General features: G+C 60.8%; 13 protein-coding genes. All 13 read left to right on the top strand.

Going from position 1 to position 15707, the window contains the following annotated elements; translation table 11 throughout:
• The first annotated feature begins 3 nt into the window (after positions 1 to 3).
• Positions 4 to 1086: a 3-isopropylmalate dehydrogenase gene (gene leuB, locus ACOYXJ_RS28650; RefSeq protein WP_460372934.1), complete on the top strand. Its 1083-nt coding sequence runs from the start codon at positions 4 to 6 to the stop codon at positions 1084 to 1086.
• Between the two features lie 66 nt (positions 1087 to 1152).
• Positions 1153 to 2265, top strand: a complete 1113-nt coding sequence (gene asd / locus ACOYXJ_RS28645) for an aspartate-semialdehyde dehydrogenase (protein ID WP_008083209.1) — start codon at positions 1153 to 1155, stop codon at positions 2263 to 2265.
• Between the two features lie 244 nt (positions 2266 to 2509).
• Complete coding sequence (locus ACOYXJ_RS28640) at positions 2510 to 3520, top strand: aspartate-semialdehyde dehydrogenase (RefSeq protein ID WP_460372932.1); 1011 nt, start codon at positions 2510 to 2512, stop codon at positions 3518 to 3520.
• Between the two features lie 208 nt (positions 3521 to 3728).
• Positions 3729 to 6380, top strand: a complete 2652-nt coding sequence (locus ACOYXJ_RS28635; RefSeq protein WP_460372930.1) for a FimV/HubP family polar landmark protein — start codon at positions 3729 to 3731, stop codon at positions 6378 to 6380.
• 267 nt (positions 6381 to 6647) lie between these two features.
• Positions 6648 to 7472: a tRNA pseudouridine(38-40) synthase TruA gene (gene truA / locus ACOYXJ_RS28630; RefSeq protein ID WP_460373061.1), complete on the top strand. Its 825-nt coding sequence runs from the start codon at positions 6648 to 6650 to the stop codon at positions 7470 to 7472.
• A gap of 65 nt (positions 7473 to 7537) precedes the next feature.
• Positions 7538 to 8176, top strand: coding sequence for a phosphoribosylanthranilate isomerase (locus tag ACOYXJ_RS28625; RefSeq protein WP_460372928.1), 639 nt, complete (start codon positions 7538 to 7540; stop codon positions 8174 to 8176).
• A 204-nt stretch (positions 8177 to 8380) separates the two neighbouring features.
• Positions 8381 to 9301: an acetyl-CoA carboxylase, carboxyltransferase subunit beta gene (gene accD, locus ACOYXJ_RS28620; protein ID WP_460372926.1), complete on the top strand. Its 921-nt coding sequence runs from the start codon at positions 8381 to 8383 to the stop codon at positions 9299 to 9301.
• Entirely contained in the window at positions 9298 to 10605 is a 1308-nt protein-coding gene (folC, locus tag ACOYXJ_RS28615) for a bifunctional tetrahydrofolate synthase/dihydrofolate synthase (protein WP_460372925.1), read from the top strand. The genes accD and folC overlap by 4 nt, the downstream gene beginning before the upstream one ends.
• Positions 10589 to 11239 (top strand): SPOR domain-containing protein, encoded by a 651-nt coding sequence (locus ACOYXJ_RS28610; RefSeq protein ID WP_150794289.1) that lies wholly within the window; start codon positions 10589 to 10591, stop codon positions 11237 to 11239. Before folC ends, ACOYXJ_RS28610 begins: the two co-directional genes overlap by 17 nt.
• Positions 11240 to 11337: 98 nt before the next feature.
• Positions 11338 to 11898, top strand: coding sequence for a CvpA family protein (locus tag ACOYXJ_RS28605; protein ID WP_007913461.1), 561 nt, complete (start codon positions 11338 to 11340; stop codon positions 11896 to 11898).
• Between the two features lie 41 nt (positions 11899 to 11939).
• Positions 11940 to 13445 (top strand): amidophosphoribosyltransferase, encoded by a 1506-nt coding sequence (gene purF / locus ACOYXJ_RS28600; protein WP_016984539.1) that lies wholly within the window; start codon positions 11940 to 11942, stop codon positions 13443 to 13445.
• Positions 13446 to 13518: 73 nt separating this feature from the next.
• Positions 13519 to 14730, top strand: coding sequence for an O-succinylhomoserine sulfhydrylase (locus ACOYXJ_RS28595; protein ID WP_095123129.1), 1212 nt, complete (start codon positions 13519 to 13521; stop codon positions 14728 to 14730).
• A complete protein-coding gene (locus tag ACOYXJ_RS28590; RefSeq protein WP_460372922.1) occupies positions 14727 to 15503 on the top strand; it encodes an SDR family oxidoreductase in 777 nt (258 codons plus the stop codon). The genes ACOYXJ_RS28595 and ACOYXJ_RS28590 overlap by 4 nt, the downstream gene beginning before the upstream one ends.
• Positions 15504 to 15707: the final 204 nt, after the last annotated feature.

The following is a 15707-nucleotide window of genomic DNA, read 5'->3' as shown; positions in this document are numbered from 1 at the left end:
AGCATGAGCAAGCAGATTCTGATTCTCCCAGGTGATGGTATTGGTCCGGAAATCATGGCCGAAGCGGTCAAGGTGCTGGAGTTGGCCAACGACAAGTACAGCCTGGGTTTCGAGCTGAGCCATGACCTGATCGGTGGCGCGGCCATCGACAAGCACGGCGTGCCGCTGGCCGACGAAACCCTCGACCGTGCCCGCGCCGCCGATGCTGTGCTGTTGGGCGCCGTCGGCGGCCCGAAATGGGACACCATCGAGCGTGATATCCGCCCTGAGCGTGGTCTGCTGAAAATCCGTGCGCAACTGGGCCTGTTCGGCAACCTGCGTCCGGCGATCCTGTACCCGCAACTGGCCGACGCTTCGAGCCTGAAGCCGGAAATCGTTGCCGGTCTGGACATCCTCATCGTTCGCGAGCTGACCGGCGGTATCTACTTCGGCGCGCCACGCGGCACCCGCACCCTGGAAAACGGCGAGCGTCAGTCCTACGACACGCTGCCGTACAGCGAAAGCGAAATCCGTCGCATCGCCCGCGTCGGTTTCGACATGGCCATGGTTCGCGGCAAGAAACTCTGCTCGGTGGACAAGGCCAACGTGCTGGCCTCCAGCCAACTGTGGCGTGAAGTGGTCGAGCAAGTGGCCAAGGATTACCCGCAAGTCGAACTGAGCCACATGTACGTCGACAACGCCGCCATGCAACTGGTGCGCGCACCGAAGCAGTTCGACGTGATCGTCACCGACAATATGTTCGGCGACATCCTGTCCGACGAAGCGTCGATGCTCACCGGCTCCATCGGCATGCTGCCGTCGGCCTCGCTGGACTCCAATAACAAGGGCATGTACGAGCCTTGCCACGGTTCCGCTCCGGACATCGCCGGCAAAGGCATTGCCAACCCGTTGGCGACCATTCTGTCGGTGTCGATGATGCTGCGTTACAGCTTCAATCTGCACGACGCGGCCGATGCCATCGAAAAAGCCGTCAGCGTTGTCCTCGATCAAGGGCTGCGCACCGGCGACATCTATTCGGCCGGTTGTAGCAAAGTCGGTACGCAGGAAATGGGCGACGCAGTAGTCGCCGCGCTGCGGAATCTGTAATCTCTCGGGCCCGCTGCGAAATTCAATACAAAGCAGCGGCCCACTTTTCAAGAAGGTGTAGTTGCGATGAAACGTGTAGGTCTGATCGGTTGGCGCGGGATGGTCGGTTCCGTGCTCATGCAGCGGATGCTGGAAGAGCAGGATTTCGATCTAATCGAGCCGGTGTTTTTCACCACTTCCAACGTCGGTGGCCAAGGCCCGTCCGTGGGCAAGGACATTGCTCCGCTCAAGGATGCTTACAGCATTGATGAGCTGAAGACCCTCGACGTGATTCTGACCTGCCAGGGCGGCGACTACACCAGCGAAGTGTTCCCCAAGCTGCGCGAAGCCGGCTGGCAGGGTTACTGGATCGACGCGGCCTCGAGCCTGCGCATGAACGATGACGCGGTGATCATTCTCGATCCGGTCAACCGCAAGGTCATCGACCAGCAGCTCGACGCGGGCACCAAGAACTACATCGGCGGCAACTGCACCGTCAGCCTGATGCTGATGGGCCTGGGCGGTCTGTTCGAAGCCGGTCTGGTCGAGTGGATGAGCGCCATGACCTATCAGGCGGCCTCCGGTGCCGGCGCGCAGAACATGCGTGAACTGATCAAGCAAATGGGCGCGACCCACGCCGCTGTCGCTGATCAACTGGCCGATCCGGCCAGCGCGATCCTCGACATCGACCGTCGCGTGGCCGATGCCATGCGCAGCGAAGCCTACCCGACGGAAAACTTCGGCGTACCTTTGGCCGGCAGCCTGATCCCGTGGATCGACAAGGAACTGCCGAACGGCCAAAGCCGTGAAGAGTGGAAAGCTCAAGCCGAGACCAACAAGATCCTCGGTCGCTTCAAGAGCCCGATCCCGGTCGACGGCATCTGCGTGCGCATCGGTGCCATGCGCTGCCACAGCCAGGCGTTGACCATCAAGCTGAACAAAGACGTGCCGATCGCCGATATCGAAGGGCTGATCAGCCAGCACAACCCTTGGGTCAAGCTGGTGCCGAACAACCGCGATATCAGCATGCAGGAGCTGAGCCCGACCAAGGTCACCGGCACCCTGAATGTGCCGGTTGGCCGTCTGCGCAAGCTGAACATGGGCTCGCAGTTCCTCGGCGCGTTCACCGTCGGCGACCAACTGCTGTGGGGCGCGGCCGAACCGCTGCGTCGCATGTTGCGGATTTTGCTTGAGCGTTGATCGCTTGAAGTAATGAAAGAACCCGTGCCTTGTGAGAGGTGCGGGTTTTTTTATGCCGATCGTTCCCACGCTCTGCGTGGGAATGCATCCCGGGACGCTCCGCGTCCCTTTACAAGCCGAACGCAGAGCGTCCGATGTGGCATTCCCACGCAGAGCGTGGGAACGATCTGGGTGGGCAGAAATTGCCTGTGCGCCAGTCACCCGGTAAAGTGCCGCTCCCCCCGTTTCGCCAGAGGCTCGCACCATGACCCAGACCCTAGATATTGCCGTGATCGGCGCCACCGGTACTGTCGGCGAAACCCTCGTACAGATTCTCGAAGAACGCAGCTTCCCGGTTGCTAACCTGCACCTGTTGGCGAGCAGCGAATCCGCCGGCAGTTCGGTGCTGTTCCGCAACAAGAACGTACGCGTTCGCGAAGTCGACGAGTTCGACTTCAGCAAAGTCAAACTGGTGTTTTTCGCCGCAGGCCCGGCGATTACCCTGAGCTACGCCGCCCGTGCCCACGCCGCCGGTTGCTCGCTGATCGACTTGTCCGGCGCCTTGCCGGCCGATCAGGCGCCGCAAATCGTGCCGGAAGCCAACGCCGAAGTGCTCGCCGGTCTGAAGGCGCCGTTCCAGGTCAGCAGTCCAAGCCCGTCGGCCACTTCGCTGGCCGTGGTGCTGGCGCCGCTGCTCGATCTGATCGATCTGCAATATGTGAATGTCACCGCCAATCTGGCCGTTTCCGCCCAAGGTCGTGAAGCCGTGACTGAGCTGGCGCGACAGACCGCCGAGCTGCTGAACATGCGCCCATTGGAACCGACTTTCTTCGATCGGCAGATGGCCTTCAACCTGCTGGCTCAGGTCGGCACACCTGACGCCCAGGGCCATACGCTGCTGGAAAAACGTCTGGTGCGCGAGCTGCGTCAGGTGCTGGCTTTGCCTTTATTAAAGATTTCCGCAACTTGCGTTCAAGCCCCGGTGTTTTTTGGCGATAGCTTTAGCGTGACCTTGCAGTCAACGTCGGCTGTCGACCTGGCAAAAGTCAACGCTGCACTCGAAGATGCGCCGGGTATCGAGCTGGTCGAGGCCGGCGATTATCCGACCGCAGTCGGTGACGCGGTGGGGCAGGATGTTATTTATGTCGGTCGCGTGCGCAGTGGTGTCGACGACCCGGCGGAACTAAATCTGTGGCTGACGTCAGATAACGTACGCAAAGGCGCGGCCCTTAACGCTGTGCAGGTAGCTGAGTTGTTGATAAAAGACCTGCTGTAAAAGATACTTGGCAACAATTTGTCGACTGATTCTAGGTGAGCGCTATGCTTGCCCAGATCGCTTGATAACGTGTCACCCTCCGGGACATTCCGGGGCATCAAAGAAATGATCGCGCGCGACATCTGTCGTCGTCGCGCGCAATGCCTTACGGCAGCGGTATTCAACATCTTCTCGCTGGCCGAGGAACGTTCAAACAAAGGATGAGGCTATGGTTCAAGTTCGCAAACTGGTGTTAGCAATAGCGGCCGCCTCGGCGCTGTCCTCCGGTATGGCGCATGCCCTCGGGCTCGGGGAGCTGACCCTGAAGTCGACCCTGAACCAGCCGCTGGTGGCCGAGATCGAGCTGCTCGACGTCAAGGATCTCACCGCTGCCGAAGTGGTGCCGAGCCTGGCTTCCCCTGAAGATTTCGCTAAAGCCGGCGTTGATCGCCAGGCCTTCCTCAACGATCTGACCTTCACTCCGGTGCTCAACGCCAGCGGCAAAAGCGTGCTGCGCGTCACCTCGAGCAAGCCGTTGTCGGAACCAATGGTCAAATTCCTCGTGCAGGTGATGTGGCCGAATGGCCGTCTGCTGCGCGACTACAGCGTGCTGCTCGATCCGTCGAAGTTCTCGCCACAGACCGCTGATGCCGCCGCACAACCGGCGCCGTCGCAGACCATCACCGCACCGACCACTGGCGCCACGCACCCGACGCAATACACCACTACGCCGCGCGATACCCTCTGGGAAATCGCCGCGAAGGCGCGCAACGGTGGTTCGGTGCAGCAGACCATGCTGGCCATTCAAGCGCTGAACCCGGATGCGTTCATTGGCGGCAACATCAACCGTCTGAAAACCGGTCAGGTGCTGCGTCTGCCGGATTCGGTGCAAAGCACTGCATTGCCGCAATCGAAAGCGATTGCTGAAGTGGCGGCGCAGAACGAAGCCTGGCGTCAGGGCCGTCGTTATGTGGCCAAGCCCGGCGCCGGTCAGCAGCAGCTCGATGCGACCAACCGTGGTCGCGGCAATACTGCTGGTGCCCAGAACGCCCAGGACAATCTGAGCCTGGTCTCCGCCGAAAGTGCCAAGGCGCGCGGCAAAGGTCCGGCAGGTGACGCCCAAGCCTTGAGCAACAAGCTTGCGGTCACTCAGGAAAACCTCGACACGACCCGTCGTGACAACGAGGAACTGAAAAGCCGTATGTCCGATCTGCAAAGTCAGATGGACAAGCTGCAAAAACTGATCGAGCTGAAGAACAATCAACTGGCGAAACTGCAGGCTGAAGGGGCGGGCGCTGCGCCGGCCGCGAATGGCGCAGTCGCACCAGTTCCGGCGATCACTGCTGAACTGGCAGCCACACCGCCGGCTACTCCTGCAGAAGCAGCGCCGACGCCAGAATCCGCCATTGCGCCACCTGCCGAGACGCCGGTTGAGCCTGTGGTCGAACCGGTTGTCGAAACCAAGCCTGCCGCCGATGATGAAAAGACCTTCAACGAGCTGCTGACCAATCCGATCCTGCTGGGTCTGGTCGGTGGTGGTGCCGTCGTTCTGCTGCTTCTGCTGTTGCTGCTGGCGCGTCGCCGCAAAGCCCAGCAGGAAGCCGAAAAACACATGCGCATGGCCCGTGCTCTGTCGGAAGAGCAAGAGTTCTCCGCCGAACAGGATCTGCCGGAAAGCAGCTTCGAAGGCCTGGAAACTCCGGCGGCAAGCGTCAAACTCAACACCCCGGCGCCTGCTCCTGCTCCCGTCGTGGCTCCGGTAGTGGCGCCGATCGTAATGGCTGAGCCAATCGCTGCGCCGCTGGTGGCACCGGCCGCCGAGCGTTCCGATGACGTGCTCGACAAGGCGCAATCGCACATCAACGCCGGTCGCCTGAATCAGGCCGCCGCGCTGCTCGAAGAGGGCGTCAGCCTGGAGCCGCAGCGCAGTGATCTGCGTCTGAAGCTGATGGAAGTCTACGGTCAGCAGGGCGATCGCGATGCGTTCGTCGGTCAGGAGCGTCAGCTGGTGGCCAATGGTGACAACTTCGCCAAGGTCGAGGAGCTGAAAAGCCGCTTTCCGGCCATGGCCGTCGTGGCTGCTACGGGTCTGGCCGCTGCTGCCGTGGCTGCTGAGCTGGACGCGCAATACGTCAAGGAGCTGCTGCTGGATGAGCCAGAAGCACCTGCGCCGACGCCAGTGGAAGATGATCTGGACAGCGCGTTTGATCTGAGTCTGGACGATCTCGACAACATCACCCCGGTCGAGCCTGCGCCAGTGGTTGAGCCTGAAGCCCCGGTCGAGCTGGACGAATTCCCGTCTGACGACGACCTGAGCTTTGAATCGGTGCTGCAACAGCAGACCGAGATCAAGGAGAACTTGGACGACCTGTCGGACTTCGACCTGGATATGGACCTGGGGGTCGAGCCGGCGCCTGCGGTTGATCTGGCGGACGATGACTTCCTGCTGGATCTGGACGAAGGCGTGAAGGATCTGCCTCCGGTCGAGGCGCCAGTGGTGGCTGACGTGCCACAGGATGATCTGGAGCTGCCGGCCGATTTCGATCTGTCGCTGGCCGACGAAATGGACAGCAATCCTGCGGCCGAACCCGATGCGTTCGCGGCCGAGCTGGATGACGTCAACGCCGAGCTGGATCGCCTGTCGCAGAGCATTGCCGAGCCGACCTTCACCGAAGCCGATGCGGCAATCGGTGGTGATCTGGGCGAAGACGATTTCGACTTCCTCGCCGGCACCGACGAAGCTGCAACCAAGCTTGATCTGGCCCAGGCCTACATCGACATGGGTGACAGCGATGGTGCGCGCGACATCCTCAACGAAGTGTTGACCGAGGGTGACGAGAAACAGCGTGGCGAGGCCAAGGACATGCTTTCGAGCCTGTAGTAAATCTGCGGTAAACAAAACGGCAGCCCATTGAGGCTGCCGTTTTTGTTTGGGCGGGATTCAGTGGTGTCTGAAGGATTGCTATCGCGAGCAGGCTCACTCCTACATTTGGAATGCGTTCCCCTGTAGGAGTGAGCCTGCTCGCGATAGGGCCAGAACTGCCAATAGAGAGTTCTGGCATCCCTGAACCACAGCCTTATAATGCCCGCCTTTGCACAAACAGCAGGCTGTCCCACCTTGGCAAACATAGATAACCCGGTCGCCGAAATGGCTCCCGACGGCTTTTACCGCGTCGCGCTGGGCGTTGAGTACAAAGGCTCGCGCTACAGCGGCTGGCAGCGTCAGTTGACGGGTGTAGCGACGGTGCAGGAAGAGCTCGAAAAAGCCTTGTCGAAAGTCGCCAACTCGCCGGTTTCCCTGCAGTGCGCCGGGCGCACCGACGCTGGCGTGCATGCCTGCGGGCAAGTGGTGCATTTCGATACAACCGTCGATCGTTCGCTGAGAGCCTGGGTCATGGGCGCCAATATCAATCTGCCCCATGACATCAGCGTCAGTTGGGCGCGGGTGATGCCGGCGCATTTTCACGCGCGCTTCAAAGCCATCGCGCGGCGCTATCGCTACGTGATCTACAACGATCAGATTCGCCCGGCGCATCTCAACGAAGAGATTACCTGGAACCACCGTCCGCTGGACGTCGAGCGTATGGCCGAGGCCGCGCAATACCTGATTGGCACCCACGATTTCAGCGCGTTCCGCGCCGGCCAGTGCCAGGCCAAGTCGCCGATCAAGAAGATGCATCACCTGCGCGTGACCCGTCACGGCAAGATGATCGTGCTCGACATCCGCGCCAATGCGTTCCTGCATCACATGGTGCGCAATATCGCCGGTGTGCTGATGACCATTGGTGCTGGCGAGCGTCCGGTGGAGTGGATGAAGGAAGTGCTGGAAAGTCGCGAGCGTCGTTCTGGCGGCGTCACGGCGCATCCGTACGGCTTGTATCTGGTGCAGGTCGAGTACCACGACGAATTCCCGTTGCCCGAGCGTTTTATCGGGCCACATTTCCTTACGGGTTTCTCCGAACTTGACGGCTGACGCCCTCGAACGCTTTTGTTACCATCCGGGACTTTCCCGGTTTCTGCCTCGGAGTTTTTCTCGATATGTCAGCCGTTCGCAGCAAGATCTGCGGGATTACCCGCATAGAAGATGCGCTGGCCGCCGTTGAGGCCGGGGCGGATGCGATCGGGTTCGTGTTCTACGCCAAGAGCCCGCGGGCGGTGACCGTGCAGCAGGCGCGGGCGATCATCAAGGCGTTGCCGCCATTTGTCACCACTGTGGGTCTGTTCGTTAACGCCAGCCGCTGCGAGTTGGGGGAAATCCTCGATGCCGTGCCGCTGGATCTGCTGCAGTTCCATGGCGATGAAGTCGCTGAAGACTGCGAAGGCTGGCATCGTCCGTATATCAAGGCGCTGCGGGTCAAGGCTGGCGACGATATTGCGGCAGCGGTTAATGCCTATCCAGGCGCCAGTGGCGTGCTGCTCGACACTTATGTCGAGGGCGTGCCCGGCGGAACCGGTGAGGCCTTCGACTGGTCATTGATTCCGCAGGGTCTGAGCAAGCCGTTGATTCTCGCGGGTGGTTTGACCCCAGAGAACGTCGCAGGCGCCGTGGCTCGAGTAAAACCCTACGCGGTAGACGTCAGCGGTGGGGTAGAGGCGAGCAAGGGCATCAAGGATCACTCAAAGATTCACGCGTTCATCAAAGCGGTACGCAAAGCGGTACGCAAAGCGCCATATTGATGTGACGGCTGGCAGTCTGCCGCCGTCCATCAATGCACTTGCACAAAGCAGGCGCGGCTGAGGGTTTCTGGATCGCACGCAGGTCATGTTTCGCGCTGACCGTGGCGTTCCACCAATCATCGCCACACACATGAATTTAGCTCAAGGGCATACGCGGGGCTGCGAACCAGAGCGTTCGGGCCGCCGGTACTGGAGAAAGAAAGCATGAGCAACTGGTTAGTAGACAAACTGATCCCTTCGATCATGCGTTCCGAGGTCAAGAAGAGCTCGGTGCCTGAAGGTCTGTGGCACAAATGCCCGTCTTGCGAGGCGGTGCTGTATCGTCCAGAGCTGGAAAAGACCCTGGACGTTTGCCCCAAGTGCAACCATCACATGCGCATCGGCGCACGTGCGCGCATCGACATCTTCCTCGATGCCGAAGGTCGCAACGAACTGGGCGCCGATCTGGAGCCGGTTGACCGTCTGAAATTCCGCGACGGCAAGAAATACAAGGATCGCCTGACCGCTGCCCAGAAGCAGACTGGCGAAAAAGACGCGCTGATCTCCGTCAGCGGCACTTTGCTGGGCATGCCGGTGGTGGTTTCGGCGTTCGAATTCAGCTTCATGGGCGGTTCGATGGGCGCCATCGTTGGTGAACGCTTCGTGCGCGCCGCCAACTTTGCGCTGGAAAACCGCTGCCCGATGATCTGCTTCGCCGCCTCCGGTGGTGCGCGCATGCAGGAAGCGCTGATCTCGCTGATGCAGATGGCCAAGACCTCGGCTGTGCTGGCGCGTCTGCGTGAAGAAGGCATCCCGTTCATCTCCGTACTGACCGACCCGGTCTACGGTGGTGTTTCCGCGAGTCTGGCGATGCTTGGCGACGTCATTGTCGGTGAGCCGAAAGCCCTGATCGGCTTCGCCGGTCCGCGCGTTATCGAGCAAACCGTGCGTGAAAAACTGCCGGAAGGTTTCCAGCGCAGCGAATTCCTGCTGGAGCACGGCGCGATCGACATGATCATCCATCGTCAGGAACTGCGCCCGCGTCTGGGTAACCTGCTGGCACAGATGACTGGCAAGCCGACGCCGAAATTCGTCGCCGCGCCAATCGAGCCGATCGTGGTTCCACCGGTCCCTGCTGGCCTATGACCGAGCGCACCCTTGGCGAATGGCTCGCCTACCTTGAGCAGTTGCATCCGTCGGCCATCGACATGGGCCTGGAGCGTTCGCAACAGGTAGCGTCCCGCATGGGGCTGGGCCAGCCGGCGCCTCGGGTGATCACGGTCACCGGCACCAACGGCAAGGGTTCGACGTGCGCATTCGTGGCTTCATTGCTGCGGGCGCAGGGCTTGAGCGTTGGTGTCTACAATTCTCCGCACCTGCTGCGTTACAACGAGCGGGTGCAGCTCAATGGCGTCGAAGCCACTGACGCGCAGCTGTGTGAAGCCTTCGCAGCGGTCGAGTCCGGACGCGGCGACACTTCCCTGACCTACTTCGAAATGGGCACCCTCGCGGCGTTCTGGCTGTTTCAACAGGCCGGGCTTGATGCGGTGGTGCTGGAAGTCGGGCTGGGCGGGCGTCTGGACACGGTTAACGTGGTTGATGCCGATATCGCGCTGGTCACCAGCATCGGTGTCGATCATGCCGATTATCTCGGTGATACCCGTGAATCCGTGGCTTTCGAGAAGGCCGGAATTTTCCGCCAGGGCAAGCCTGCCTTGTGCGGCGATCTGAATCCTCCGCAACCGCTGCTCGACAAGGCGCGTGAACTGGCCTGTCCGTTCTTCCTGCGTGGGCGTGACTTCGATCTCGGCATCACTGATCAGCACTGGCAGTGGCGCGGTACCGATGCGCAAGGGCAGGCTGTCGAATTGCGTGATTTGCCGCTGCTCGATCTGCCAATGGAAAACGCCGCGCTGGCGTTGCAGGCGTATCTGCTGGTCGGTTTGCCGTGGAATGCGCAGCAGATCGTCGCGGCGTTGCAGGCCACTCGCGTGGTCGGACGGCTGGATCGCCGCTCGTTCGAGTGGGGCGGCAAACGTCTGAATCTGTTGCTGGATGTTGGTCACAACCCGCATGCTGCCGAGTATCTGGCCCGACGTCTGGCCTCGCGGCCACCGGTCGGCAAGCGACTGGCGGTGTTTGGTCTGCTGGCGGACAAGGATCTGGATGGTGTTGTCAGCGAATTGAATGCTAGTGTCGAGCATTGGGCCGTTGCACCGCTGGATTCGCCGCGCGCACGTCCAGTGGCTGAATTAAACGCTGCATTGCAGAACCTTGGCGCTGCGGTCTCGTCTTACGACAGTGTCGCCGCCGCTCTGGAAGGGCAGTGCGCAGTGGCTACAAGCGACGACGAGATTCTGTTGTTCGGATCATTTTATTGTGTCGCCGAGGCCCTTGAATGGCTGGCCCGGCGCTCCACGGAGGACGCGGCAAATGGCTTTGCTGGATAAAGCGTACAAGCAGCGCATGGTTGGCGCTCTGGTGCTGGTTGCGCTGGCGGTGATCTTCCTGCCGATGCTGTTTTCCCGTCAGGATGAGCAGCGTCAGGTGACCGTTGAGGCGCCGGCGTCTCCGCAGGCGCCTGCCATGCCGCAGATTCAGATGGAAACGGTTGCAGTGCCTGAACCGCAAGCCTTGCCGCAAGAGCCTGTGCCGACTGACGAAGAAGTCGCTGAAGACGCTGCGCCTGCTGCGCCCGTTGCAGTGACACCGGCGGCCCCCATTATGATCACCAAGCCTGCTGCGCCGCCCGCGGTGGCCAAGCCGATTCCTGCGCCTGCCCAGCCGATTACCTCGGCATCGAGCAAGCCTGACACCACGCAAAGCCGTGTCGATGCCAATGGTCTGTCGGTGAGCTGGTCGGTGCAACTGGCCAGTCTGTCGAGCCGCGCCAGTGCCGAAAGCCTGCAGAAAACCCTGCGCAGTCAGGGCTATAACGCTTACATCCGCTCCGCCGATGGCAAGAATCGGGTGTTTGTCGGCCCGTTGATCGAGCGTGCGGAGGCTGATCGTCTGCGTGATCTGTTGGGGCGTCAGCAGAACCTCAAGGGTTTTGTTGTGCGCTTCCAGCCTGAGCGCGGCTAAAAACTATCGCGCCGATTGAAATGCACTGACAATCGCAGCTTACCGAGAGGCATGCGCTCTGCTAAAATGCGCCGCCTTATCCGTCTGTAGGCTGCACTGTGCCATTTACCTGGGTTGACTGGGCGATCGTTGCAATCATCGCCATCTCCGCTTTGATCAGTTTGAGCCGCGGCTTCGTCAAGGAAGCATTATCGCTGGTGACCTGGATCATCGCAGGAGTCGTCGCCTGGATGTTCGGTGGTTCACTGTCCGAGTACCTCGCCGGATACATCGAAACCCCATCGGCTCGCGTGATCGCGGGCTGTGCCATCATGTTTGTCGCCACACTGATCGTGGGCGCAATGATCAATTACCTTATCGGCGAGTTGGTTCGCGTCACCGGGTTGTCCGGGACCGATCGATTCCTCGGCATGGCCTTCGGCGCCGCGCGTGGCGTGTTGCTGGTGGTCGTGGCGGTCGGGCTGTTGAGCCTGGGGCCGGTACAGCAGGACGGGTGGTGGAAAGAATCACAGCTCGTACCAAAATTTCTATTGGTCGCTGATTGGTCCAAAAACCTGATTCTCGGGTGGAGCAGTCAGTGGCTTGCCAGCGGAATCAGCGTACCCGCTGATATTCCGTTCAAGGAGCAACTCTTGCCGTCGGCGAAAACGCCTCAGTGAGTGTTGTTCAGTTCAGATCCATTAAGTAGGGGTTGCGTCGCATGTGTGGCATCGTCGGTATCGTCGGTAAGTCGAACGTCAATCAGGCGCTGTATGACGCGCTAACCGTGCTCCAGCACCGCGGCCAGGACGCTGCCGGTATCGTGACCAGCCATGATGGCCGGTTGTTCTTGCGCAAGGACAATGGCCTGGTGCGTGACGTGTTTCAACAGCGTCACATGCAGCGTCTGGTCGGTCACATGGGTATCGGCCACGTCCGTTACCCGACCGCGGGCAGCTCGACGTCGGCCGAAGCTCAGCCGTTCTACGTCAACTCGCCTTACGGCATCACCCTGGCGCATAACGGTAACCTGACCAACGTTGAGCAGTTGGCCAAAGAGATCTACGAATCCGATCTGCGTCACGTCAACACCAGTTCCGACTCGGAAGTGCTGCTCAACGTGTTCGCGCATGAGCTGGCCCAGCGCGGCAAGCTGCAACCGACCGAAGAAGACGTGTTTGCCGCCGTGACCGACGTGCACAACCGTTGCGTCGGCGGTTACGCCGTCGTGGCGATGGTGACCGGTTACGGCATCGTCGGTTTCCGTGACCCGCACGGTATTCGTCCGATCGTGTTCGGTCAGCGTCACACCGACGAAGGTGTCGAGTACATGATCGCCTCGGAAAGCGTTTCGCTGGACGTGCTCGGTTTCACCCTGATTCGCGACCTGGCACCGGGCGAAGCGGTCTACATCACTGAAGACGGCAAGCTGCACACCCGTCAGTGCGCGACCAACCCGTCCCTGACTCCATGCATTTTCGAACACGTCTACCTGGCGCGTCCGGATTCGATCATCGACGGCGTGTCGGTCTACAAGGCCCGTCTGCGCATGGGCGAGAAGCTCGCCGAGAAGATCCTGCGCGAGCGTCCAGAGCACGACATCGACGTGGTGATCCCGATTCCGGATACCAGCCGCACCGCGGCGCTGGAACTGGCCAACCACCTGGGCGTGAAATTCCGCGAAGGTTTCGTCAAGAACCGTTACATCGGTCGTACCTTCATCATGCCGGGCCAGGCCGCGCGCAAGAAGTCGGTACGCCAGAAGCTCAACGCCATCGAGCTGGAATTCCGCGGCAAGAACGTGATGCTGGTCGACGACTCGATCGTGCGCGGCACCACGTGCAAGCAGATCATCCAGATGGCCCGCGAAGCCGGCGCGAAAAACGTCTACTTCTGCTCGGCAGCCCCGGCGGTACGCTTCCCGAACGTGTATGGCATCGACATGCCAAGCGCCCACGAACTGATCGCACACAACCGTTCGACTCAGGACGTGGCGGATCTGATCGGTGCCGACTGGCTGATCTATCAGGACCTGCCTGACTTGATCGAAGCGGTCGGTGGCGGCAAGATCAAGATCGAGAACTTCGATTGCGCGGTGTTCGACGGCAAGTACGTCACCGGCGACGTCGATGAGGCTTACCTGGACAAGATCGAACAGGCACGCAACGATGCCTCGAAGGTCAAGACCCAAGCGGTCAGTGCGATCATCGATCTGTACAACAACTGAGTTTCTACCGGCCCTGAGGGGCCGGTTTTGTATCTGACTTTCAATTTTCGAGAACAGGGCAAGGAGTGACAGCATGAGTCAGGAATGGGATGCCGGTCGGCTGGACAGCGACCTCGAAGGCGTAGCGTTCGATACCCTGGCCGTACGTGCCGGTCAGCACCGTACGCCGGAAGGCGAGCACGGTGATCCGATGTTCTTCACCTCCAGCTACGTGTTCCGCACGGCTGCCGACGCGGCCGCGCGGTTTGCCGGGGAAGTGCCGGGCAACGTTTACTCGCGTTACACCAACCCGACCGTGCGCGCGTTCGAAGAGCGCATCGCCGCGCTGGAAGGCGCCGAGCAAGCCGTGGCGACCGCCACCGGCATGGCCGCGATCATGGCGGTGGTGATGAGCCTGTGCAGCGCCGGCGATCATGTGCTGGTTTCGCGCAGTGTGTTCGGTTCGACCATCAGCCTGTTCGAGAAGTACTTCAAGCGTTTCGGCGTGGAAGTCGATTACGTTCCGTTGGCCGATCTGTCGGCCTGGGATGCGGCGATCAAGCCCAACACCAAGCTGCTCTTTGTCGAGTCGCCTTCCAATCCATTGGCTGAGCTGGTCGATATCACCGCACTGGCGGAAATCGCGCACGCCAAAGGCGCGATGCTGGTAGTCGACAACTGCTTCTGCACACCAGCGTTGCAACAGCCGCTGAAAATGGGCGCAGACATTGTCGTGCACTCGGCGACCAAGTTCATCGACGGCCAGGGTCGTTGCATGGGCGGCGTGGTAGCCGGTCGCAGTGAGCAGATGAAAGAAATCGTCGGCTTCCTGCGCACCGCCGGCCCAACCTTGAGCCCGTTCAACGCGTGGATCTTCCTCAAAGGTCTGGAAACCCTGAACCTGCGGATGAAGGCGCACTGCGCCAACGCCCAAGAGCTGGCCGAATGGCTGGAGCAGCAGGATGGCATCGAGAAAGTCCATTACGCCGGTCTCAAGAGTCATCCGCAGCATGAACTGGCCCAGCGTCAGCAGAAGGGCTTCGGTGCCGTTGTGAGCTTTGAGGTCAAGGGCGGGAAAGAGGGCGCCTGGCGCTTCATCGACGCGACTCGACTGATTTCGATCACCGCCAACCTCGGCGACAGCAAGACCACGATCACGCACCCGAGCACCACCTCCCACGGCCGTCTGGCGCCGCAGGAGCGTGAAGCAGCAGGCATTCGCGACAGTCTGATCCGCATTGCGGTCGGTCTGGAAGACGTCGCAGACCTGCAAGCCGACCTGGCGCGCGGTCTGGCAGCGCTGTGATCGAGTTGTCCACTCCGAAAGCCGGTACCCATGGCCGTGTTGCATTGGTCACGGGGGCCGCGCGTGGTATCGGTCTGGGGATTGCGGCCTGGCTGATCAGCGAAGGCTGGCAAGTGGTGCTGACCGATCTGGATCGTGTGCGCGGTTCGAAAGTGGCGAAAGTCCTGGGCGAAAACGCCTGGTTTATCGCCATGGACGTCGCCGATGAGGGCCAGGTTGCGCTCGGTGTTGCTGAAGTGCTGGGGCAGTTTGGTCGTCTCGATGCGCTGGTGTGCAACGCGGCGGTCGCTGATCCGCACAACATCACGCTCGAAAGTCTCGACCTGGCTTATTGGAATCGCGTGCTGGCGGTGAATCTCAGCGGGCCGATGTTGTTGGCCAAGCACTGTGCGCCGTACCTGCGTGCGCACAACGGTTCGATCGTCAATCTGGCCTCGACCCGAGCGCGGCAGTCGGAGGCGGACTCCGAGGCGTACGCGGCGAGCAAGGGTGGCTTGCTTGCGCTGACGCATGCGCTGGCGATCAGTCTGGGTCCGGAGATTCGTGTCAACGCGGTCAGTCCGGGCTGGATTGATGCGCGGGATCCTTCTGCGCGTCGCGCCGAGCCGTTGGCTGATGCCGATCATGCTCAGCATCCGGCGGGCAGGGTAGGGACGGTCGAGGATGTCGCGGCCATGGTTGCGTGGTTGCTGTCGAGGAATGCCGGGTTTGTCACCGGGCAGGAATTCGTGGTCGATGGCGGCATGACGAAAAAGATGATCTACAGCGAGTAGATCGCCTTTTTCTCTGAGTTTGCGTTGAATCAACTGACGCCTTCGCGAGCAGGCTCGCTCCCACATTTGGGATGCATACCCCTGTGGGAGCGGGTTTGCCCGCGAAAGCGGTTTTGCAGGATTGAAGCAATTTTGTCTTTTTTAGAAAAACTTCAATCCTGCTATTGACTTAGGTTCGCTACCTGCGTAAATTTCGCGGCCTCG

The organism is Pseudomonas sp. Tul2A7, from assembly GCF_054790505.1.
Note: the sequence above shows the minus strand (reverse complement) of the source record. Positions and strands in the feature narration are given on the sequence as shown.

Coding starts and splice junctions, on each gene's coding strand:
- leuB (WP_460372934.1), top strand. CDS start 4: ATGAGCAAGCAGATTCTGATTCTCCCAGGTGATGGTATTGGTCCGGAA.
- asd (WP_008083209.1), top strand. CDS start 1,153: ATGAAACGTGTAGGTCTGATCGGTTGGCGCGGGATGGTCGGTTCCGTG.
- ACOYXJ_RS28640 (WP_460372932.1), top strand. CDS start 2,510: ATGACCCAGACCCTAGATATTGCCGTGATCGGCGCCACCGGTACTGTC.
- ACOYXJ_RS28635 (WP_460372930.1), top strand. CDS start 3,729: ATGGTTCAAGTTCGCAAACTGGTGTTAGCAATAGCGGCCGCCTCGGCG.
- truA (WP_460373061.1), top strand. CDS start 6,648: ATGGCTCCCGACGGCTTTTACCGCGTCGCGCTGGGCGTTGAGTACAAA.
- ACOYXJ_RS28625 (WP_460372928.1), top strand. CDS start 7,538: ATGTCAGCCGTTCGCAGCAAGATCTGCGGGATTACCCGCATAGAAGAT.
- accD (WP_460372926.1), top strand. CDS start 8,381: ATGAGCAACTGGTTAGTAGACAAACTGATCCCTTCGATCATGCGTTCC.
- folC (WP_460372925.1), top strand. CDS start 9,298: ATGACCGAGCGCACCCTTGGCGAATGGCTCGCCTACCTTGAGCAGTTG.
- ACOYXJ_RS28610 (WP_150794289.1), top strand. CDS start 10,589: ATGGCTTTGCTGGATAAAGCGTACAAGCAGCGCATGGTTGGCGCTCTG.
- purF (WP_016984539.1), top strand. CDS start 11,940: ATGTGTGGCATCGTCGGTATCGTCGGTAAGTCGAACGTCAATCAGGCG.
- ACOYXJ_RS28595 (WP_095123129.1), top strand. CDS start 13,519: ATGAGTCAGGAATGGGATGCCGGTCGGCTGGACAGCGACCTCGAAGGC.